The following is a 20449-nucleotide window of genomic DNA, read 5'->3' on the forward strand; positions in this document are numbered from 1 at the left end:
TCTCGCTCAGTGCGCGGGCAGCACGCACTCTGCTGTCTTGTCAGTGCTCAGGCACAGCGAGCACACGTGCGAGTCGTGGGTGTCGCACGACATCATGTCGGGACGTTCGTACTCGGTGTCGCACACATGGCAGAGCAGGTGCTCGTCGGCCGGATTGCCGTGCTCGTCGTATATCGGCATATCGATACCGTCGTCGGTGCGGCGCAGGTAGTACTTGCCTTTGGTGGCGATCGCGAACACCGGCGGCAACACCAGACCCAACACGATTGCCACCAAAGGCGAGTAGGGCCGCAGCGCCTCGCCGAGACCGCCGAAGAACGCCAGAATCGACAGGCCGGCGGCGAGCAGCATCGAGCCGAAGCCCACCGGGTTGACGGCGTAGAGCATGCCGCGCCGGAATTCGGGCTTCTTGGGCGAGATCTTCAACCAGTACTTGTTGATCGCGATGTCGGATGCAACGACCACCACCCACGCCATGCCGCAGTTGGCGTAGAACCCCAGAATCGTGTTGAGGAAGTCGAACATGTTGGCTTCCATCAGAATCAGCGCGATCAATAGGTTCACGCCCAGGAACACCAACCGGCCCGGATAGTGCTTGGTGATCCGGGTGAACGAGTTGGTCCATGCCAGCGAGCCGGAGTAGGCGTTGGTCACGTTGATCTTGATCTGACTGATCACGACGAGCACCACAGCGAGCGTCATCGCCAGCCACCCCGGCATGAAGTTCTGGTAGATCTCCAGGAATTGGTGCACCGGCTGGTTGGCCACCGCCGCGCCGCCGGCGACGTTCGCGATCAGGTAGACGGCCAGGAACATGCCGACGATCTGTTTGATGGCACCGAAGATCACCCAGCCCGGACCGGCCAGCACCATCCACGTCCACCAGCTGCGGGCGTTGCCGGGGGTGCGCGGCGGCATGAAGCGCAGGTAGTCGATCTGTTCGGCGATCTGCGCGATCAGCGAGAGGCAGACGCCGGCGGCCAGCAGGATCGACCCGAAATTCGTTGTGCCGCTGCCATGTTCGCCTTGGTAGGCGAAGAACTGGCCGACTGATTCCGGATGACTGATCACCAGATAGGCGAACGGGAACACCATCAGGAACAGCCACAGTGGCGTCGTCCACACCTGCAATTTCGACAACACCTTCATGCCGTAGATCACCAGCGGGAAGATGATCAACGTCGACGCCGCATAACCCAACGGCAGCGGCACGCCCAGGCCGAGCTTGAGCCCCTGGGCCATGATCGAGCCTTCCAGGGCGAAGAAGATGAACGTGAAGGTCGCGAAGATGACGTTGGTGACCACCGACCCGTAGTAGCCGAACCCCGCGCCGCGGGTGATCAGATCGAGGTCGATGTTGTAGCGCGCGGCGTAATAGGCCAGCGGAAAGCCGGTGGCGAAGATGACGACGGCGAAGATCGCGATGCCCCACAACGCGTTGGTGGTCCCGTACGACATGCCGATGTTGGCGCCGATCGCGAAGTCGGCGAGATACGCGATGCCGCCGAGCGCCGAGATGCCGACGACACGCGTCGACCATTTGCGGTAGCTGCGGGGCGCGAAGCGCAGCGTGTAATCCTCCAAGGTTTCCTGTGTGGCGGTCATCGACGCCGAAGCAGGCGCAGCGGCGTCCACATCCAGGCGTTCTGCTTCTTGCGTCATGCCGAGCAAACCTAGGCGGCCCGCGTTACCGCGCCATCACACCGATGTTTCGCCGAGCTGTGTATTCGGTTGTGCAGCGCAAATGTCGCTGTCGCCCTGTCCTTTTGCGTCGTGCGCGGTTGACGCTGGAGTAAACGCCGTCGTGTCACGCGAAGCGGTCGGCGAGACTCTTCTTGTCGACCTTTTCGCCGGCGAGCGTCGGGAGAGCGGTAGTGCTGATATGCCAGCGGGTCGGAACGGCGAAGTACGCCAGCGCGTCGGTCACGTGAGCGCGGAGTTCCGCTGCGGTCGGGGCGACCTCGCCCTGGCGATGGACGATCACCGCGGCGAGTTCCTCGCCCAGGTCGGGATGTGGCAGCCCTATCGCGGCGACCTCGACGACTGCCGGATGGCTCGATAGGGCGGCTTCGACCTGTGGGCAACTGATGTTCTCGCCGCCTCGGATGACCATGTCTTTCGCGCGACCGTCGATGAACAGATAGCCGTCCGCGTTCAGATGGCCGAGATCACCCGTGCGGAGCCAGCCCTCGTCGTCGAGGGTTCCGTCATCGACGCCGACGTAGCCGTTCATCACGGTTGGACTGCGCGCCAGGATCTCTCCGACACCGTCGGCGTCGGGACGGTCGATGACCAGCTCCACGACGGGGTAGGGCCGGCCCACCGTGCCGGGATACTGCTGCAAGTCGCTGCCCATCGCGGCGGTCAGGAATCCGCCGGCTTCGGTCATGCCCCACGTGTTTCCGAGGCCCCGGGTGCCGAGTTGCGGAAGCCGGACCCGAAGCCGGTCGAACAGCGCGGTCGGCACGGCTGCTCCGCCGAGTGGGAACGACCGCAGCGTCGACAGATCGAACGTGTCGAATTCGGGATGCTCGAGCACCCTGATCGCCATGGTCGGGACACCGCCCCAGTTGTGCACACCTTCGCGTTCGATCAGTTCGAGTACCTGGCGCGCATCGAAGCGCCCTTCGGGGATCACCACTTTGCCGCCGGTGAGGTAGTTGCTCAACAGATTTGACAGCCCACCCACATGGAACATCGGGGTGCTTGCCAGGGCCACGGATTGCGGCGCATCGGGCTTCTGCTGATGCGGCAGTCTCTTCGTGCGCGCCAACACATTGTGCTGGTTGGCGATGATGGCCCGCCGGGACAGCGCAACCGCCTTCGGTAGGCCCGAACTTCCCGACGTGAAGAGGATGGCCGACGTCGCATCGGGATCCTCGATTTCATCCGATCTGACGGCCTCGGCCACGTGCCGATCCCCGGCGAATCCGCCCAGGTCCCGTGCCATCTGTCGTGCGACGCCGTCCATCGCGGTGTCGGTGAGGATCAGGCGCGGCTCAAGCAGACCCACCGCGTGCTCGAGTTCGGCCTGCCGCCACCAGCGATTGGCGAGCACCGGGATGGCGCCGCTGAGCCAGGTGGACCACAGGGCGACGACCCAGTCCGGGGTGTTGTACGCGTACAGCATGATCCGATCGCCGGCCTGGACACCCTCGTCGCGCAGCGCGGTGACCGCCGCGCTCACCGCGCCGGCGAACGCGGCGAAGGTCATGCGCCGTTCGCCGTGCACCAGAAAGGTGCGCTCGGCCCAGCACTGCGATTCGGCGAAGATGCTCGCGAATGTCGTTGGCCGAGGGGAGTACTGCAGCCCGCGGTGACCGGCATATTCCGAGGAGTCGACATCGATTCCCCACAGCGGGTCGGGCATAGGGCTCCTTGTCGGTGACGATCGGTGGGTTCAGGATCCCATCGTGCTCGGGACCGTTGACCGCCGAGGCGGGCGCTAAGGTGAGCCCCGTGGCCGAGACCGCGCCGCTGCGCGTGCAGCTGATCGCCAAGACCGAGTTCCTGGCGCCTGTCGACGTGCCATGGAGCACCGATGCCGACGGCGGGCAGGCACTTGTCGAGTTCGCCGGACGCGCGTGCTATCAGAGCTGGTCCAAGCCGAATCCCCGGACCGCCACGAACGCGGCGTACCTCAAACACATCATCGACGTGGGCCACTTCTCGGTGCTCGAGCATGCGTCGGTGTCGTTCTACATCACCGGCATCTCCCGGTCCTGCACGCACGAGCTGATCCGGCACCGGCATTTCTCGTACTCGCAGCTGTCCCAGCGCTACGTGCCCGAGAATGACGCCCAGGTCGTCGTGCCGCCCGGGTTGGAGGACGACCCGGAACTGCGCCAGATCCTGCTCGAGGCCGCCGACGCCAGCCGCGCCGCCTACCTGGAGCTGCTGGCCCGGCTGGAAGCCAAGTTCGCCGACCAGCCGAACGCCGTGCTGCGGCGCAAGCAGGCACGTCAGGCCGCGCGCGCCGTGCTGCCGAACGACACCGAGACCCGCATCGTGGTCAGCGGCAACTACCGGGCCTGGCGGCATTTCATCGCGATGCGGGCCAGTGAGCACGCCGACGTGGAGATCCGCCGGCTGGCGATCGCCTGCCTGCGTCAGCTCGCTGACGTCGCCCCCTCGGTCTTCGCCGACTTCGAGGTCAGCGAACTTGCCGACGGCACCGAGGTGGCGACGTCCCCGCTGGCTACGGAGGTCTGAGGCAAGCGGGTAATCTAGGTGTCCGTGAGCACCAGCGGATTCGACGTCAGCGCCCGATTGGGCACGGTTCTGACCGCGATGGTTGCTCCCTTCAAGCCCGACGGCACGCTGGACACCGCCACCGCGGCGCAGGTCGCCACCCATCTGGTCGACTCCGGCTGCGACGGGCTGGTGCTGTCCGGCACCACCGGTGAATCACCGACGACCACCGACGAGGAGAAGCTGGCGCTGCTGCGTGCGGTTCTGGAAGCCGTCGGTGACCGCGCCCGCATCATCGCCGGAGTCGGCACGTACGACACCGCGCACAGCGTGCACCTGGCCAAGACCGCCGCCGCCGAGGGCGCCCACGGCCTGCTGGTCGTGACGCCTTACTACTCGCGCCCGCCGCAAGCGGGCCTGGTCGCACACTTCACCGCGGTGGCGGACGCCACCGATCTGCCGGCGATCCTCTACGACATCCCGCCGCGCTCGGTCATCCCGATCGAGTGGGACACCATGCGCACGTTGTCGGCGCACCCCAACATCGTCGCGGTCAAGGACGCAAAGGCCGATCTGCACGGCGGTCTGGCGATCATGGCTGAGACGGGCCTGGCGTACTACTCCGGTGACGACGCCCTGAACCTGCCGTGGCTGACGATGGGCGCGGTCGGCTTCATCAGTGTGTGGGGGCATGTGGCCGCCAGCCAGCTTCGAGACATGTTGAGCGCCTTCAACTCCGGTGACGTCGCGACCGCGCGCAAGATCGGTGTGTCGCTCGCGCCGCTGAACGACGCGCAAACTCGCCTTGGCGGGGTGACCTTCGCCAAGGAAGGTCTGCGCCTGCAGGGCATCGACGTCGGTGCGCCGCGGTTGCCGCAGGTGCCGGCCACCGCCGAGCAGATCGACGAGTTGGCCGCCGACCTGCGTGCCGCGGGCGTCTTGAGGTGAACGAGGAACTGTCACCTCCCGGGCCACTGGCCCCGGGAGGTCTGCGTGTGACCGCGCTGGGCGGCATCAACGAAATCGGCCGCAACATGACCGTTTTCGAGCATCTCGGCCGATTGCTGATCATCGACTGCGGCGTGTTGTTCCCCAACCACGACGAACCCGGCGTCGACCTGGTCCTGCCGGATCTACGGCTGATCGAGGATCGTCTCGACGACATCGAAGCCCTGGTCCTCACGCACGCCCATGAGGACCACATCGGCGCGATCCCGTACCTGCTGAAGATGCGCGCCGACATCCCGGTGGTGGGCTCGAAGTTCACGCTCGCGCTGGTGGCCGCCAAATGCCGTGAGCACCGGGTCAATCCGGTGTTCATCGAAGTCGCCGAGGGCCAGCGCAGCACGCACGGGGTGTTCGAGTGCCAGTACTTCGCGGTCAACCACTCGATCCCGGACGCGCTGGCGATCGCCATCCACACCGGTGCCGGGACTGTTCTGCATACCGGTGACATCAAGCTCGACCAGCTGCCGCTCGACGGCCGCCCGACCGACCTGCCGGGCATGTCACGGCTCGGCGATGCCGGGGTCGACCTGTTCCTGTGCGACTCGACCAACTCCGAGATCCCCGGCGTGGGGCCCTCCGAGAGCGAAGTCGGGCCCAATCTGCACCGGCTGATGCGCGGCGCGGAGGGGCAGCGGGTCATCGTGGCGTGTTTCGCCTCCAACGTCGACCGGGTGCAGCAGATCGTCGACGCCGCACTCGCGCTGGGCCGGAAAGTGTCGTTCGTCGGCCGGTCCATGCTGCGCAATATGGCGATCGCCCGCGAGCTCGGCTTCCTGCATGTCGAGGATCGCGACGTCGTCGACATCTCAATGGCCGAGGAGATGCCCCCCGAGGGGGTGGTGTTGATCACCACCGGCACACAGGGCGAGCCGATGGCGGCACTGTCGCGGATGTCACGCGGTGAGCATCGCAGCATCACCGTCACCTCCGACGACCTGATCATCCTGTCCTCGTCGCTGATCCCGGGCAATGAAGAAGCGGTCTACGGCGTGATCGACGACCTGGCCAAGATCGGCGCCAGGGTGGTCACCAATCAACAAGTGCGGGTGCATGTTTCGGGTCACGCCTACTCCGGTGAGCTGCTCTTCCTCTACAACGGGGTGCGGCCGCGCAATGTGATGCCGGTGCACGGCACCTGGCGCATGCTGCGCGCCAACGCCAAACTGGCCGCCCGCAGCGGCGTGCCCGAGGAGAACATCGTGGTGGCCGAGAGCGGCGTCAGCGTCGACCTGGTGGGTGGCCGGATCAGCATCGCCGGTGGGGTGCCGGTCGGCAAGATGTTCGTTGACGGACTGATCACCGGCGACGTGGGCGAGGCGACGCTGGGCGAAAGGCTCATCCTGAGTTCGGGTTTCATCGCGGCGACGATCGTGGTGAAACGGGAAACGGGGCGGCTGGCCGCGCCGCCGCATCTGTACTCGCGTGGCTTCTCCGAGGACCCCAAAGCGCTGGAGCCCGCGGCGCGCAAAGTGCAGACCGAGCTGGAAGCCCTTGCCGCCAACAACGTCACCGATCCGGCCCGCATCGCGCAGGTGGTGCGGCGCACGGTTGGCAAATGGGTGGGGGAGACCTACCGGCGCCAGCCGATGATCGTGCCGACGGTCATCGAGATCTAGCCTGCAACCAGGTGACCGAACGGTCCCGGAAGGCGCTCAACCCCTTGTATTCGGCCATGTCGTCGGGCAATTCGGCCAGCACCGCCGCAGTGCGGGCACGCCATTCCTCGACGCTGGCGATGTCGGCCAGCGGCAGCATGTAGCTGCGGATCAGAAAGCAGATCGCACCGGAATCGGGCAGCCGGATCAAATGCTGGACCTCCACACGCAGGTGGATGAGCCGGCCGAACGCATCGTCGTCGAGCGCGTCGAGGTGATCGCGGTCGGGCAGCCACTCGGGAAAGGCCTCGGTGGACACATCCAACCTGCGCCCCACCGTCATCGACCAGTTGGTGCGCCGATAGATGTCGCCTGCGGCCAAGCGCATCAGGAACTCTCGTGCCCTGGTGATCACCCCGGTCGCACGCAGCCGGGGGACCGGGCCGTGGATCTCCAGGAACGTCATCCCGACGTCGAAGCCGAACGACCAGCCCGCGGCAAAGGTGACCACACCCGCGTCGGCGAACAGGTCGCCGTCACGCTGGTCGAGCAGGACGATGTCCTCCTGCACCTGGTCGGCGATGTAGGCGAGTGGATCGCAGGGCAGGCTGGACTCGTCACCGATGACGAAACTCTGGGCGATGCCCAATAATTCGTTGCACCAATGCCAGGTGTCGCCGTCGCGGGTCAACGACATGGTGGCGGGGTAGGCGGTGGCCATTTCGGTCATCAACGCCAGCATGGTGTCCCAGCAGGCGACGCGCATGTGCGGCAGCACCGCATGCCGGGACGGATCGGCCGCCAGGATGCGGCGCCGCTCGGCGAGTTCATCGGCGTACTCACTGTCGATGTGCACCACCCGCTGGCCCCACTGCCCGGTAGCGGTGGTGACGGCGACCGCGGCGGGAGCGATGTTGGTGCTGTAGCGGTACGAATCACCGGTGTAGGGAAAGGGGAAGGACGCCACCAGATCCGGGGCCGATACCAGGCCGGTCATAGGTCCAGCTCCACCCGGCCGGACCCGCGCGAGACGCAGGCCATCATCGAGTCGCGACGTTCGTCATCGGTCAGATAGAGGTCGCGGTGCACTACCGACCCGGACCGCACCGGCACGCGGCATTCCCCGCACACCCCCTGATGGCACAGGCTGGGCACCGCATGCCCGCGAGTCGTCAACGACTCCAGCAGTGAGACGCCCGACTTGACCGTGAAAACATCGCCGCTGCTTGTCAATTCGACCTCGAAGGGGTCGCCGGGCGCCAGGTCCCCGCCGAAGTGCTCGATGTGGATGCGGCTGGGTGGCCAGCCCAACGCGGTGGCGGTCGCGACGACGTCGTCGATGAATTGGCTTGGGCCGCAGACGTAGGCATGCGCGCCGAACGGTTGGCCGGCCAGTGCCGGCGACAGCTCGGACAGAAACGCCGCACGGTCGGTGAAGAACGACGCGGCTCCGGTCAGCGACCTGATCTCGTCGACGTAGGCGCCGCAGCCCTCGCGATGGATATACAGCAACCGCACGTCGCGGCCCCACCGCCGGGCGCCGCGCAGGTGCGTCACCATCGGCGTGATGCCGATGCCCGCGGCGATCAACAAGTGCCGGCTGGCGCGCAGCACCGGGGCGAATGCGCTGCGCGGTTGGTGGACCACGACACCGGTGCCGATCGCGAGTTCCCGGTGAATCCAGCGTGATCCGCCGCGGCCCTGCGGGCATTCCAGCACCGACACCACGTATTCGCGGGGCATGGTCGTCTCGCCGGTCAGCGAGTAGGCGTTGGCACCGCCGGCGCACTGGATGACGAGATGGCTGCCGGGGGTGAACGACGGCAGCACACCGCGGTCGTCGCGGGCCAGGGTCAGTGTCCTGATCCCCGGCACGCTGTCGTCGACACCGACGACCTCCAGCGTCAGCGTGCTCATGGCGGGGTGTCGGCTTTGGTCGCGAACCCGAGATGGGCGCCGAGCCGCCGGGAGACGTGGTAGTAGACGAATAGCCGGCGTTGGCAGCCGGGACAGGAGATTTCCTCGGTCAGCCCCACCGGTGCGGCGGTGGTGGTCCGGCAGTGCGCGCAATAGATCTCGCGGATGGCTACTTCGGTACTGGCGACGGTGATCTCGTCGTCGCCCGCGCCAAGTTCCAGCGCGCGGGCGCGGACTCGCAGGCACGCGTGGGCGGGGCCGGCCAACAGCAGCCGCCAGCCGACCACCGCGTCGGCGAGGTCGGCGTCCAATGCTCGGCATGCTGCGTCCGCATCGGCGACCAGGTGCACGCGCAGCTGAACCTCGGGCCGGGCAGCGGTGATCTCGGCGGCCCAGCGCGCGGCGATCTCGGCGGCGTCAGCACTGATGCCCAGGACCGTGTACTGGCGGCCCGTCAGATCGGCCGCCGGACAAGCAGGTTCGACGGCCCACGCCGGGACGCTGGTGAGGTCCAGATCGGGTTTCATCGTCACCCGATCGTAGTGCAGCGTGTGGTAGACAGCTTTTCGTGCCAGTCATCGACCCGTCGACCCCTGTTCTTGTCGGCTGGCATTCAGTGAGCCGCCGTGACGCCGACCCCCGCGACGGTCAGGAGGCCGCCGAACTGATGGCGAGCGCCGCGCGCGGGGCGTTGAAGGCCTCCGGCGTCAACGGCGTCGACGTGGACTGGATTGGTGCGACCGCAGGCTTGACCCGTTACGCGGACCCCGCGCGCCTGGTGGGCGAACGAATCGGCGCAGGTGCCGCACACACCGTGCTCGCCCACATCGGCGTCATGCAGCAGACGCTGGTCAGCCACGCATGCCGGGCCGTCCAAACCGGCACCCACCGGGTGGCGTTGGTGGCTGGTGGCGAGGCGCACTATCGCAAGGTCCGCGCGGCAGCACGCGGGCTGGAAGTGCACGTCACCACCCAGGCGGCGGGTGTGGTGCCCGACGAGTCCCTGACCTCGCCGGACTTCGACGCGACCATGTCGCACCCTGCGGAGGTGGCGGCGGGACTGTCGGCCACTCCCGCGTACTACGCCCTGATCGACAGTTTCTGGCGGAGCCAGAACGGGCAGAGCATCTCCGAGCACCGCGATGAGCTCGCTCGGGTGTACTCACGATTCTCCGCAGTCGCGCGGAACAACCCGGATGCGGTGCGGGCCAACGGCTATCGTCCCGACGAGCTGCGTGACCCGTCGGCGAACAACCCGATGCTGGCCTTTCCCTACACCAAGTTGTTGGCCACGACCTGGACCGTCGATCAAGGGTGTGCGCTGGTCATCACGACCCACCGGCACGCCGACGAACTGGGGATCCCCACCACGGCGCGGTGCTACCCGGCCGTGGCGGTCGAGTCCAATCACGTTGTGCCAGTGGCCGGCCGAACCCGGCTCAGTCAGCCGGCCGGGATGCGCATCATCGGCGAGACGATCTCGCAGCGGATGAGGCGGGATGTTTCCGAGATCGAACTGCTGGACCTCTATTCGGCGTTCCCCGCGCCGGTGTTCATCGGAGCTCAGGCGCTACGCGTGCCCGCAGGACGTGATCTGACCCTGACAGGTGGCATGTCCTTCGCCGGTGGTCCGCTCAACAGTTATGTCCTGCATGCGATTGCGGCAGCGGCGCAGCGATTGACCAGCTCGGACGCCGACGCGGCACTGGTCAGCAGTGTGAGTGGCCTCTACACCAAGCAGGGGGCGTTGGTGATCACCGCCGAGGCGCCGCCGGAGCCGTTCGAGACGATCGACGTCACGGACGCTGTCGCTGGCGAAGAACCGCCGCTGCCGGTCGTCGTCGACGCACAGGGTGCCGCCAGGGTTGTCGCGTATACCGTTGTGTTCGAGGGGGATCGACCCGAGCGTGCGATCGCGGTGGTCGATCTTGCCGACGGCGGCCGCGCCGTGGCGCGCAGCCACGATCAGGAACTGATGGCATCGGCTCTGATCGACGACCTCGTCGGCGCCGAGGTCGTCCTGCGCGACGGCATCTTCACCGCCGCCGCTCAGGCCTAGCCTCAGCGCTTGTTGGTGTACCCGGCGTCGACGGGCAGCGTGACCCCGGTGACGTAGCGGCCGGCATCGGACACCAGGTAGTACACCGCGTTGGCGATGTCTTCGGGTTCGAGCGTCTGCACCGGCAGCGCGTTGCTCATGTCCGGGCCGCCCTGCATCTGCTGGGCGAAACCCTCCAGCCAGGAGCGGGTGAATTCGTTGTCGATCATCGGGGTGTTCACCCCGGCCGGATGCACCGAGTTGACCCGAATATTGAACGCCGCAAGGAAATTCGCGTAGGCCCGCATGAGTCCGACGACACCGTGCTTGGCGACGGTGTATCCCAGCGATCCCGCGACAGGGGCGCCGATGCCCACCAGCCCGGCCACCGAACTGGTCAGCACGATCGCGCCGCCGTCGCCCTGCTTGATCATCGGCTTCATCGCGATGTCGACGGTGTGATAGACCCCGGTCAGGTTGACGTCGATGACGTCCTGCCAGGCGCCGTCGTCGGCCATCGGAGCGATACCGGCGTTGGCGATCACGATGTCGAGCCGGCCCAGTTCCTCGATGCCCTGCCACACGGCGCTCTTCAGCGCCGACCGGTCACGGACGTCGGCTTCCCGGGCGACGATGCGGGCCCCGAGGTCCTCGACGAGCTTGACCGTGGCGGCCATGTCCTCGGGCGTGGCCAGCGGGTAGGGCACGCTGGCGATCTGGGCGCACAGATCCACCGCGATGATGCTGGCGCCCTCCGAGGCCAGTTTCACCGCGTGTGCGCGGCCCTGGCCCCGGGCGGCGCCGGTGATCAGTGCGACCTTGCCGTCGAGTTCACCCATGGCTTTAGGGACGAACCTGGCCCTTGGCCGGGTCCCCGGCCGGGATGGGCTGCAGCAGCTTGATGTCGGGCGCGCCGTCGAGGTGCTCGCCGATCGCGCCGAACAGCGCCGTTACCCCGGGAGCGGAGCTGTGGGCCTGGAGGGCGTCGCCGTCGGCCCACTGCTCGACGAACACGAACGTCTTATCGCCCTCGTGCACCGCGTACAGGTCGCAACCAGGCTCTTCATGGACTGCCGCGACGGCCTTCTTGCAGGCCTCGCGCACAATGTCGACGGATTCGGGCTTGACGGCGAAGCTGGCAACGACGACGACGGGCATAAGCGAGCTCCTCGAAAGTAGGTGTGACGGCGCTTACGTTAGCCCCGCTTCATATCGCCACACGATGGGGTCCCGGTCACTGGTTCGAAGCTCATTTTCGGCCTTTGTCGCAGTCTGGCAACGACGCGCCGTGTTACGGGTGTTGTGAGTGGTGCTGATGGGGCATCTGCGACTAGGCTTGCCCGCATGGCGAACAAGACGGCCGCTCGCTCAAGCGCGCGAACGACCAGGTCAAAGGGTGCGTCACGGCCGGCGAAGCCGGCTCCACGGCGCAAGCCTGCCAAGAAGAAGAGTGCCTCACCGGTCGCCACGGCCGCAGCAGCCAGTGGGCGGGCTGCGCGTGCGACCTGGCTGATGTTGGCCAAGGGGGCCGGCTCGACCGCCCGTTCGGTCGGTCGAGCCGGTGACATCGAGCCCGGTCATCGCCGCGACGGGCTCGCGCTGGGTCTGCTGGCGGTCGCGGTCGTGATCGCCGCCAGTTCCTGGTTTGACGCCGCCCGCCCGGTGGGCGCCTGGATCGACTCGATGCTGCGCACCCTGGTCGGTGGCGCGGTGGTTCTGCTGCCTGTCCTCGTCGCCGTCATCGCCGTCCTTCTCATGCGCACCGAGCCCAACCCCGACGCCCGCCCGCGCCTGATCCTGGGCAGCGCCATGATCGCCCTGCCGGTGCTGGGTCTGTGGCACCTGTGGTCGGGTGCGCCGCAGGATCCGGCCGCCCGCCAGCGCGCCGCCGGCTTCATCGGTTTCGCGATCGGCGGCCCGCTGTCCGATGGGCTCACCTCATGGATCGCCACCCCGCTGCTCATCATCGCGGCATTGTTCGGCGTTCTGCTGCTGACCGGCACGACGATCCGCGAGGTGCCCGAGACGCTCTATGCGATGTTCAGCACCCGCGGCCGCTACGACGAGGAAGACGAATACGACGACGAGTACGACGACGAGCCCGAGGTAGCCGAACAGGCTGAGCCAGAGGACTTCTCCGACGGCTACTACGACGACCCGCGGTCCTACACCGACGAGGCGCCGGCGTGGCCGGGGGAGAAGGGGCCGGTGGGCACGCCGCTGGACAACTATCCGGTCGAGGAGGATGCGCCGACGGCTCCCGAGCCGGTCAAGGCGCGGCGCAAGAAGCCAACTCCCAAGCAGGACATGCCCACCGAGGACACTGCCACGCAGGTCACCAAAGTTCTCGATCGGGTAGTCGAAGGCCCCTACACCCTGCCGTCGCTGGATCTGCTGGTGGCCGGCGATCCGCCCAAGCGGCGTACTACGGCCAATGACCAAATGGCTGACCGGATTTCGTCGGTTCTGCAGCAGTTCAAGGTCGACGCCACGGTGACCGGCTGCACCAGAGGCCCGACCGTCACTCGCTACGAGGTCGAACTCGGCCCGGGCGTCAAGGTCGAGAAGATCACGGCGCTGCAACGCAACATCGCCTACGCGGTGGCGACCGAGAGCGTCCGGATCCTGGCGCCGATCCCCGGCAAGTCGGCCGTCGGCATCGAGGTGCCGAATACCGACCGCGAGACGGTCCGTCTCGCAGACGTTCTCACCGCGCCGTCCACCCGCGGCGATCACCGCCCGCTGGTGATCGGGTTGGGCAAGGACATCGAAGGCCATTTCGTCTCGGCCAACCTCGCTGATATGCCACACCTGCTGGTGGCCGGCTCGACCGGCTCGGGCAAGTCCAGCTTCGTCAACTCCATGCTGGTTTCATTGCTGGCCCGGGCCACCCCCGAAGAAGTGCGGATGATCCTCATCGACCCGAAGATGGTCGAGCTCACGCCGTATGAGGGCATCCCGCACTTGATCACGCCGATCATCACCCAACCCAAGAAGGCCGCCGCGGCGCTGGCCTGGCTGGTCGAGGAGATGGAGCAGCGCTACCAGGACATGCAGGCGTCACGGGTGCGCCACATCAAGGATTTCAACGCCAAGGTGCGCTCCGGGGAGATCACCGCCCCGCTGGGCAGCCAGCGTGTCTACAAGCCGTACCCGCTGATTCTGGCCGTCGTCGACGAGCTGGCCGACCTGATGATGACCGCACCGCGTGATGTGGAAGAGGCCATCGTGCGGATCACGCAGAAGGCCCGCGCGGCCGGTATCCACCTGGTGCTGGCCACCCAGCGGCCGTCGGTCGACGTGGTCACCGGCCTGATCAAGACCAACGTTCCGTCGCGGCTGTCGTTCGCGACCTCATCGCTGACCGACAGCCGGGTCATCCTCGACCAGCCGGGTGCCGAGAAGCTGATCGGCATGGGCGACGCCCTGTTCCTGCCGATGGGCGCGGGCAAGGCGGAGCGGCTGCAGGGCGCCTACGTCAGCGACGAGGAGATCCAAGCCGTCGTGCAGGCCTGCAAGGACCAGGCCGAGCCGGAGTACACCGAGGGTGTCACCGCGGCCAAGCCGTCCGGCGAACGCACCGACGCCGACCCCGACATCGGCGACGACATGGACGTCTTCCTGCAGGCCGTCGAGCTGGTGGTGTCCAGCCAGTTCGGCTCCACGTCGATGCTGCAGCGGAAACTGCGGGTCGGCTTCGCCAAGGCCGGCCGGTTGATGGACCTGATGGAGACCCGTCAGATCGTCGGGCCATCGGAGGGATCCAAGGCCCGCGAGGTGCTGGTCAAGCCCGACGAACTGGCCGGGACACTGATGCTGATCCGCGGTGGCAGCGCCGACGACGAAGAAGAAGATTTTTAGCGCCGAGATCGACGTAATGGTGCGATCTACTCGCACTTTTGCGCCCATTTGTCGGTTTGGGCGCTGGGGGGATCAGAGGATCAGCAGCATCCGGGTGTTGCCGAGGATGTTCGGCTTCACGTACGACAGGTCGAGGAATTCCGCGACACCGATGTCGTAGGAGCGGCACATCTCGTCGTACACCTCGGAGTTGACGGGCGTCCCCTCGATCTCGGCGAAGCCGTGCCGGGTGAAGAAATCCGTCTCGAACGTCAGCACGAACAGCCGCTGCAGTTGCAGCTCGCGGGCCACCTTCAGGAGCTGGTCGACGATGGTGTGCCCGATACCGCGACCCTTGACCTTCGGATCGACCGCGACGGTGCGCACCTCACCCAGATCCGCCCACAGGACGTGCAGCGCACCGCACCCGATGACCTCGCCGTCGAGCTCGGCCACCCAGAACTCCTGGACCGCCTCGTATAGCGTGACCAGGTTCTTCTCCAGCAGGATCCGGCCTGCGTAGGTGTCGACCAAACGCTTGATATCGGGGACATCCGAGGTACGGGCGCGGCGGACGACGACATCGGGGCTCACGGGTGCAGAGTATCGGGCGTGAGGCCCCGACCTGCCAACCGATATTCTGATGCGGTGTCGGGACAACCCCAAACTCCTCCAGTCGTCCCGCGTGTGCCGGTGGCCAATGTTGCCAACCTGCTGACGGGAATCCGGCTGGTCCTTGTCCCGATCTTCCTGTTGGCTCTCTTCGCCGGTGACGGTCACGAATCCGCCTACCGGCTAACCGCTTTCGCGATTTTCACGGTCGCGGTCATCACCGATCGATTCGATGGTGCGCTGGCGCGCACCTACGGAATGGTCACCGAATTCGGCAAGCTCGCCGACCCGATCGCCGACAAGATGCTCATCGGGGCGGCGCTGATCGGGCTCTCGATGCTCGGGGACCTGCCGTGGTGGGTGACGGTGGTGATCTTGATTCGCGAGCTGGGCATCACGGTGCTGCGGTTGGCGGTGCTGCGGCGCGGGGTGATCCCCGCCAGCCGCGGCGGCAAGGTCAAGACGCTGGTGCAGGCCGTCGCGATAGGCCTGTTCGTGCTGCCGTTGCACAACTGGCCGTCAGCCTGGCTGACCGTGGCGTGGGTGACCATGTGGGCCGCGATCGTGCTCACGGTGCTCACCGGCATCGACTACGTGGTGTCGGCGATCAGGGACTCCCGTGAGCGATCCGCTGGTCGATGACGCCGCCCGCGCGCTGGTCGCACTGCTGACCGCACGCGATCAGACCGTCGCCACCGCGGAATCGCTGACCGCCGGGCTGCTGGCGGCCACCCTGGCCGGGGTGCCCGGCGCCAGCGCCGTGCTGGTCGGCGGGCTGATCACCTACACCGTCGAGACCAAGATCGCGTTGGCCGGGGTGCCGCGTGCGCTGCTCGACGAGGTGGGCCCGGTTGCCGCGCCGACGGCCGCAGCGCTGGCAGAAGGGGCACGGGACCGCTGTGCGGCCACCTGGGGCGTCGGCCTGACCGGGGTGGCGGGCCCGGAACCGCACGGCGGCCATCCGGTCGGCACGGTCTACCTGGGGCTGGCCGGTCCCGGGCCGACGGAGGTCGCTGAACTGCGGCTGGACGGATCCCGCTGGGACATCCGGCTGGCGGCGGTGCACCAGGCGATCGGCCAGTTGTCCGGCCTGGTCGCGCGAACTTGAGGCTTCCTGGGAACCAAATCGGTTCTTCGCGGCGTTGCAGTAGTCAGTGCAACTCTGGGAGAGGACAGCTCGATGGCCGTACTGCTGCGTGAGGTGATCGGCGACGTACTTCGCGACGCCCGGACTTCGCAGGGACGCACCCTTCGCGAGGTGTCCGATTCGGCCCGTGTCAGCCTCGGCTATCTGTCCGAGGTGGAGCGCGGCCGCAAGGAAGCCTCCAGCGAATTGCTCAGCGCGATCTGCACCGCACTCGAGTATCCGCTGTCGCGGGTACTGACCGATGCCGGGGAAAAGATGGCCGACCGGGAGCGTATCGCCCGGTTGACGGCCGTGCCGGCTGGCGACAACGTGATCGACGTTGCCACCAAGGTGGTCATCCCGCAGCCCGTCGCAATGGCAGTCGCCTGACCCCTGGACCTGGTCAGGACCGGGTTGAGGCGTGCCCACATGCGCACAGGGGTGTGGCCGGGCGTCGGGAACCGATAAATTGGGCAGCGCGACCTAACTGCGACCTAACTGCGGCACTCGATATGAAGGCGGGCAACTGATGGCGAATCCGTTCACCAAGGCGTGGAAGTACCTGATGGCGCTTTTCAACTCCAAGGTCGACGAATATGCCGACCCGAAGATCCAGATCCAGCAGGCGATCGAAGAAGCTCAGCGTCAGCATCAGGCGCTGACCCAGCAGGCCGCCCAGGTGATCGGAAACCAGCGCCAGCTCGAGATGCGCCTGAACCGTCAGCTCGCCGATATCGAGAAGCTGCAGGTCAATGTCCGCCAGGCGCTCACACTCGCCGATCAGGCCACCGCTGCCGGTGATGGCGCCAAGGCCACCGAGTACAACAACGCCGCCGAGGCATTCGCCGCGCAGCTGGTCACCGGCGAGCAGAGTGTCGAGGATCTCAAGGGCCTGCACGATCAGGCCCTGCAGGCCGCGGGTCAGGCCAAGAAGGCCGTCGAACAGAACGCCATGATGCTGCAGACCAAGATCGCCGAGCGCACCAAGCTGCTCAGCCAGCTCGAGCAGGCAAAGATGCAGGAGCAGGTCAGCGCGTCGCTGCGGTCGATGAGCGAGCTCGCCGCCCCCGGCAACACCCCCAGCCTCGACGAGGTGCGCGACAAGATCGAGCGCCGTTACGCCAACGCGATCGGTTCAGCGGAGCTGGCCCAGAACTCGGTGCAGGGCCGGATGCTCGAAGTCCAGCAGGCCAGTGTCCAGATGGCCGGACACTCCCGGCTCGAGCAGATCCGTGCGTCGATGCGCGGGGACGCACTGCCGGCCGGTGGCGCCGCCGCCCCGGCCACCCCAGCCACTTCTGCCAGCACACCCGAGCCCGAGCAGCCGCTCGGACAGTAGGAGGCGAACACTTCGATGGCGGTGACACCGGACAAACCGGGTTTCGTATCGCGCCAATGGCGTTCGGCCATGCGGCGCGGTATCGACACCGTCAGCGAGTACGCCGACGTGGCGGCCCAAAAGCTCAGTGCTGCTGCCGATCCGCGCGCCCGGCTGCTGCGCAAGCGGCGCTGGGCGTTGCGGCTGGGCCTGTTCTTCGGTTTCGCGACGGTGTTCTGGGTGGCGGTCACCGGGCTGCTCGCGACCTGGAGCACACCGGTATGGGGGCTGATCATCACGGGTGTGATCGCCGCGGGTGCCGCAGTGCCCGCGACGCTGTTCTTGTTGCGCTACCGCTGGCTTCGGGGCGAGCCGCTGCCACCGCAGCGTCAGGTCAGCGGCCGACGGCTGCCCCCGCACGGTTCGGTTGCCCGCCCGTCGATGTCGGCGCTGGGGGCTTCCGAGCGGGGGTTTCATTCACTGCTGGGCGTGATGACGCGCGGGAACATGCTGCCGCCGGAGGAGATTCGCGAGCTGACCCAGGCCGCGGACCGCACTGCGGCGACCATGGCGGCGACCGCGGCTGAGGTGGTCTCGATGGAACGTGCCGCGACCGAGACGCCGCATTCGCAGTCGTATCTGGCGCCGACGATCAACGCGTTCACCGCTCAGCTCAACGCCGGTGTGCGCCAGTACAACGAAATGGTCACCGCCGCAGCGCAACTGGTGTCAGCGGCCAATGCCGGCTCGATGTCGAGTTCGCCGATGTCCCAGCAGCGTTATCGCAATGAGCTGACCGGCGCGACCGACCGGCTGATGGGCTGGGCGCAGGCCTTTGACGAGCTGGGTCAGCTCCGCAGGGCCTAGAGCGTCGAGGCCCTAAAGCGTGGGACGCTAAAGCGTGGGACGAAGGGCAGGCACGACGGCGCCGATGAGGCCGCGGACAGTTCCCTTGATCATGTCCATCGTGTCGAAGTAGTCCCGCCACAGAGTGATTCGGCCGTTGTGCACCTCGAAGACACCGCACACCCAGAACTGCAGCCGCACCGGGCCGACCGCCAGGACGTCGGTCCGTTCGGTCAGCACCACCGGCCCGTTGACCGCGATCCGGTGGATCTTGGCCTCGAAGCCGAAGCTGGGCCGCTGCAGTTTGCGGAACATCTTGATGGCCCGCGCGCGGCCGCGAATGGTGGGGTAGCCGACGTTCTCGTAGACCAGGTTGTCGTCCAGCTGGGCGTCAGCGGTGGCCAGGTCTTGGTCTTGGAGTGCGGCGAGGAAGACCTCGACGGTGTGCGCGTTGTCGATGTCGGAGCTCACGTTGGTGGTCTGCTCGGTCATGCTCGCCAGCCTAGGCGCGAACCGCTGTGGCAGGGTAGGCCCGTGCGCGTCGCGGTGGTGGCCGGTCCCGATCCGGGCCATGCGTTTCCCGCGATCGCGTTGTGCCTGCGCCTGGCTGCCGCCGGGGACGATCCCGTCCTGCTGACGGGCACCGAAAGGCTGGACATCGCGCGGGCGGCCGGCATCGAGTCCGTCGAACTCGCCGGGCTCGACGCGACCGACGCCGACGACGACACCGACGCGGGCGAGAAGATCCACCAGCGCGCGGCCCGGATGGCCGTGATCAACGCGCCGATACTGCGCGAGCTGGCACCCGATCTGATCGTTTCCGACGTGATCACCGTCTGCGGCGGGATGGCGGCCGAACTGCTGGGCATTCCGTGGGTCGAGCTGAATCCGCAGCCGTTGTATCTGCCGTCGCGGGGCCTGCCGCCGCTGGGCAGCGGGCTGGCCCCCGGCACCGGTATCCGGGGCCGGCTGCGGGACTCGATCCTGCGGGCCATGACCGCTCGGTCGGTGAAGGAAGGGCAGCGGCAGCGCTCGGCGGCGCGGGTCGAGATCGGATTGCCCGCCAACGAACCGGGACCGGCACGCCGGCTGATCGCCACCCTGCCCGCGCTGGAGGTGCCGCGCCCGGACTGGCCCGCTGAAGCCGTCGTCGTCGGGCCACTGCACTTCGAGCCGACGGCCGCGGTGCTGCCGATCCCGCCGGGCGAGGGCCCGGTGATCGTGGTGGCGCCGTCGACCGCCACGATCGGAGCCGCCGGCGTGGCCGAGCTGGTGTTGGCGCACCTGATCCCGGGCCGCACCCTGCCCGCGGGCTCGCGGGTGGTGATCTCTCGCCTTGGTGGCCACGACCTGGAGGTTCCGCCATGGGCGAGTGTCGGTCTCGGCCGCCAGGACGAGCTGCTGGTTCATGCCGACCTGGTGATCTGCGGCGGTGGGCACGGCATGCTGGCCAAGGCCCTGCTCGCCGGTGTGCCGCTGGTGGTGACCCCGGGCGGTGGTGACCAATGGGAGTTGGCGAATCGTGTTGTGCGGCAAGGTAGTGCACGCCTGATCCGACCGCTGACCGCCGAGGCGCTGGTGGCTGAGGTGGGTGCCGTGCTGTCGTCGCCGGGGTATCGGGACGCGGCCCGCCGCGCCGGAGAGAGTATCGGGCAGGTCACCGATCCGGTACAGGTGTGCCATGAGGCGACGCAGGCGGCTGGGTAAGTTGGTGTCGTGCGGCTGACGGAATTCCGGGAACTGGTCGATGCGCAGTTCGGCCGGGTTCGCGGGGGCTCACTGCTGGTCGATCACGTGCTGACCCAGCTGGGTGGACGCACCTCCGTGCAGGCCATCGAGGACGGTGTGGACCCCCGCGATGTATGGCGGGCGCTGTGCGCGGACTTCGACGTACCGCGCGATCGCTGGTAGTCGACACGCGCGGCGCGCCTTGCTTGCCATCGAACACATGTTCGCTA

21 protein-coding genes are annotated in these 20449 nt (G+C 67.2%); 12 read left to right on the forward strand and 9 right to left on the reverse strand.

The window, feature by feature from the left end; all coding sequences use genetic code 11:
- Positions 1 to 6: 6 nt before the first annotated feature.
- Positions 7 to 1662 carry a hypothetical protein gene (locus tag SLQ31_RS11390; protein ID WP_413641761.1) on the reverse strand — a complete coding sequence of 552 codons (1656 nt, stop codon included), beginning with the start codon at positions 1660 to 1662 and terminating at the stop codon, positions 7 to 9.
- 145 nt (positions 1663 to 1807) lie between these two features.
- Positions 1808 to 3370, reverse strand: coding sequence for a class I adenylate-forming enzyme family protein (locus SLQ31_RS11395; RefSeq protein WP_319432330.1), 1563 nt, complete (start codon positions 3368 to 3370; stop codon positions 1808 to 1810).
- Positions 3371 to 3459: 89 nt separating this feature from the next.
- Between SLQ31_RS11395 and thyX the strand changes: the two genes are divergently transcribed.
- The 3 genes from thyX to SLQ31_RS11410 are packed head-to-tail and all read left to right on the forward strand — an operon-like array spanning position 3460 to position 6815.
- Positions 3460 to 4212, forward strand: coding sequence for an FAD-dependent thymidylate synthase (thyX, locus tag SLQ31_RS11400; protein ID WP_319432332.1), 753 nt, complete (start codon positions 3460 to 3462; stop codon positions 4210 to 4212).
- A gap of 24 nt (positions 4213 to 4236) precedes the next feature.
- The gene (dapA, locus tag SLQ31_RS11405) at positions 4237 to 5139 is read left to right on the forward strand and encodes a 4-hydroxy-tetrahydrodipicolinate synthase (RefSeq protein ID WP_319432334.1); all 903 of its coding nucleotides are present in this window, start codon (positions 4237 to 4239) and stop codon (positions 5137 to 5139) included.
- Positions 5136 to 6815: a ribonuclease J gene (locus tag SLQ31_RS11410; protein WP_319432336.1), complete on the forward strand. Its 1680-nt coding sequence runs from the start codon at positions 5136 to 5138 to the stop codon at positions 6813 to 6815. The genes dapA and SLQ31_RS11410 overlap by 4 nt, the downstream gene beginning before the upstream one ends.
- On the opposite strand, the gene SLQ31_RS11415 is transcribed toward SLQ31_RS11410, so the two are convergent.
- Genes SLQ31_RS11415 through SLQ31_RS11425 form a run of 3 tightly spaced genes read right to left on the reverse strand, consistent with a single transcriptional unit; the run spans position 6802 to position 9238 of the window.
- Positions 6802 to 7782, reverse strand: coding sequence for a heme-dependent oxidative N-demethylase family protein (locus SLQ31_RS11415; protein WP_413641962.1), 981 nt, complete (start codon positions 7780 to 7782; stop codon positions 6802 to 6804). The genes SLQ31_RS11410 and SLQ31_RS11415 overlap by 14 nt on opposite strands.
- A gap of 5 nt (positions 7783 to 7787) precedes the next feature.
- A complete protein-coding gene (locus tag SLQ31_RS11420) occupies positions 7788 to 8711 on the reverse strand; it encodes a PDR/VanB family oxidoreductase (RefSeq protein ID WP_319432340.1) in 924 nt (307 codons plus the stop codon).
- The gene (locus tag SLQ31_RS11425; RefSeq protein ID WP_319432341.1) at positions 8708 to 9238 is read right to left on the reverse strand and encodes a dimethylamine monooxygenase subunit DmmA family protein; all 531 of its coding nucleotides are present in this window, start codon (positions 9236 to 9238) and stop codon (positions 8708 to 8710) included. Before SLQ31_RS11425 ends, SLQ31_RS11420 begins: the two co-directional genes overlap by 4 nt.
- A gap of 41 nt (positions 9239 to 9279) precedes the next feature.
- Between SLQ31_RS11425 and SLQ31_RS11430 the strand changes: the two genes are divergently transcribed.
- Entirely contained in the window at positions 9280 to 10770 is a 1491-nt protein-coding gene (locus SLQ31_RS11430; RefSeq protein ID WP_319432343.1) for a hypothetical protein, read from the forward strand.
- Positions 10771 to 10772: 2 nt separating this feature from the next.
- On the opposite strand, the gene SLQ31_RS11435 is transcribed toward SLQ31_RS11430, so the two are convergent.
- Entirely contained in the window at positions 10773 to 11588 is an 816-nt protein-coding gene (locus tag SLQ31_RS11435) for a mycofactocin-coupled SDR family oxidoreductase (RefSeq protein WP_319432345.1), read from the reverse strand.
- Positions 11589 to 11592: 4 nt separating this feature from the next.
- On the reverse strand, positions 11593 to 11907 hold the full coding sequence (locus tag SLQ31_RS11440) for a putative quinol monooxygenase (RefSeq protein ID WP_319432346.1): 315 nt from the start codon (positions 11905 to 11907) through the stop codon (positions 11593 to 11595).
- 186 nt (positions 11908 to 12093) lie between these two features.
- Between SLQ31_RS11440 and SLQ31_RS11445 the strand changes: the two genes are divergently transcribed.
- On the forward strand, positions 12094 to 14610 hold the full coding sequence (locus SLQ31_RS11445) for a DNA translocase FtsK (protein ID WP_319432348.1): 2517 nt from the start codon (positions 12094 to 12096) through the stop codon (positions 14608 to 14610).
- A gap of 72 nt (positions 14611 to 14682) precedes the next feature.
- Here SLQ31_RS11445 and SLQ31_RS11450 read toward each other — a convergent pair whose 3' ends face one another.
- Entirely contained in the window at positions 14683 to 15183 is a 501-nt protein-coding gene (locus SLQ31_RS11450; protein WP_319432350.1) for an amino-acid N-acetyltransferase, read from the reverse strand.
- A gap of 54 nt (positions 15184 to 15237) precedes the next feature.
- Between SLQ31_RS11450 and pgsA the strand changes: the two genes are divergently transcribed.
- From pgsA to pspM, 5 genes are all read left to right on the forward strand, one after another.
- Entirely contained in the window at positions 15238 to 15843 is a 606-nt protein-coding gene (gene pgsA / locus SLQ31_RS11455) for a CDP-diacylglycerol--glycerol-3-phosphate 3-phosphatidyltransferase (RefSeq protein WP_319432351.1), read from the forward strand.
- Positions 15821 to 16309, forward strand: a complete 489-nt coding sequence (locus tag SLQ31_RS11460; protein ID WP_319432352.1) for a CinA family protein — start codon at positions 15821 to 15823, stop codon at positions 16307 to 16309. Before pgsA ends, SLQ31_RS11460 begins: the two co-directional genes overlap by 23 nt.
- Positions 16310 to 16381: 72 nt before the next feature.
- Positions 16382 to 16717 carry a transcriptional regulator ClgR gene (clgR, locus tag SLQ31_RS11465; RefSeq protein WP_319432354.1) on the forward strand — a complete coding sequence of 112 codons (336 nt, stop codon included), beginning with the start codon at positions 16382 to 16384 and terminating at the stop codon, positions 16715 to 16717.
- A 139-nt stretch (positions 16718 to 16856) separates the two neighbouring features.
- Entirely contained in the window at positions 16857 to 17666 is an 810-nt protein-coding gene (pspA, locus tag SLQ31_RS11470) for a phage shock protein PspA (RefSeq protein WP_319432356.1), read from the forward strand.
- Between the two features lie 15 nt (positions 17667 to 17681).
- On the forward strand, positions 17682 to 18512 hold the full coding sequence (gene pspM, locus SLQ31_RS11475) for a phage shock envelope stress response protein PspM (protein ID WP_319432358.1): 831 nt from the start codon (positions 17682 to 17684) through the stop codon (positions 18510 to 18512).
- Positions 18513 to 18539: 27 nt separating this feature from the next.
- Here pspM and SLQ31_RS11480 read toward each other — a convergent pair whose 3' ends face one another.
- Positions 18540 to 18983 (reverse strand): limonene-1,2-epoxide hydrolase family protein, encoded by a 444-nt coding sequence (locus SLQ31_RS11480; protein ID WP_319432360.1) that lies wholly within the window; start codon positions 18981 to 18983, stop codon positions 18540 to 18542.
- 42 nt (positions 18984 to 19025) lie between these two features.
- On the opposite strand from SLQ31_RS11480, the gene SLQ31_RS11485 reads away from it, so the two are divergent.
- Together SLQ31_RS11485 and SLQ31_RS11490 are read left to right on the forward strand one after the other, a co-directional pair.
- On the forward strand, positions 19026 to 20198 hold the full coding sequence (locus SLQ31_RS11485) for a glycosyltransferase (RefSeq protein WP_319432362.1): 1173 nt from the start codon (positions 19026 to 19028) through the stop codon (positions 20196 to 20198).
- Between the two features lie 9 nt (positions 20199 to 20207).
- Positions 20208 to 20402, forward strand: coding sequence for a DUF3046 domain-containing protein (locus tag SLQ31_RS11490; RefSeq protein WP_319432363.1), 195 nt, complete (start codon positions 20208 to 20210; stop codon positions 20400 to 20402).
- Positions 20403 to 20449: the final 47 nt, after the last annotated feature.

The organism is Mycobacterium sp. RTGN5 (genome assembly GCF_033804465.1).
Lineage (GTDB): Bacteria > Actinomycetota > Actinomycetes > Mycobacteriales > Mycobacteriaceae > Mycobacterium.

Coding starts and splice junctions, on each gene's coding strand:
- pspA (WP_319432356.1), top strand. CDS start 16,857: ATGGCGAATCCGTTCACCAAGGCGTGGAAGTACCTGATGGCGCTTTTC.
- SLQ31_RS11420 (WP_319432340.1), bottom strand. CDS start 8,711: ATGAGCACGCTGACGCTGGAGGTCGTCGGTGTCGACGACAGCGTGCCG.
- SLQ31_RS11390 (WP_413641761.1), bottom strand. CDS start 1,662: ATGACGCAAGAAGCAGAACGCCTGGATGTGGACGCCGCTGCGCCTGCT.
- SLQ31_RS11395 (WP_319432330.1), bottom strand. CDS start 3,370: ATGCCCGACCCGCTGTGGGGAATCGATGTCGACTCCTCGGAATATGCC.
- SLQ31_RS11480 (WP_319432360.1), bottom strand. CDS start 18,983: ATGACCGAGCAGACCACCAACGTGAGCTCCGACATCGACAACGCGCAC.
- clgR (WP_319432354.1), top strand. CDS start 16,382: ATGGCCGTACTGCTGCGTGAGGTGATCGGCGACGTACTTCGCGACGCC.
- pspM (WP_319432358.1), top strand. CDS start 17,682: ATGGCGGTGACACCGGACAAACCGGGTTTCGTATCGCGCCAATGGCGT.
- SLQ31_RS11435 (WP_319432345.1), bottom strand. CDS start 11,588: ATGGGTGAACTCGACGGCAAGGTCGCACTGATCACCGGCGCCGCCCGG.
- SLQ31_RS11425 (WP_319432341.1), bottom strand. CDS start 9,238: ATGAAACCCGATCTGGACCTCACCAGCGTCCCGGCGTGGGCCGTCGAA.
- SLQ31_RS11440 (WP_319432346.1), bottom strand. CDS start 11,907: ATGCCCGTCGTCGTCGTTGCCAGCTTCGCCGTCAAGCCCGAATCCGTC.
- SLQ31_RS11445 (WP_319432348.1), top strand. CDS start 12,094: ATGGCGAACAAGACGGCCGCTCGCTCAAGCGCGCGAACGACCAGGTCA.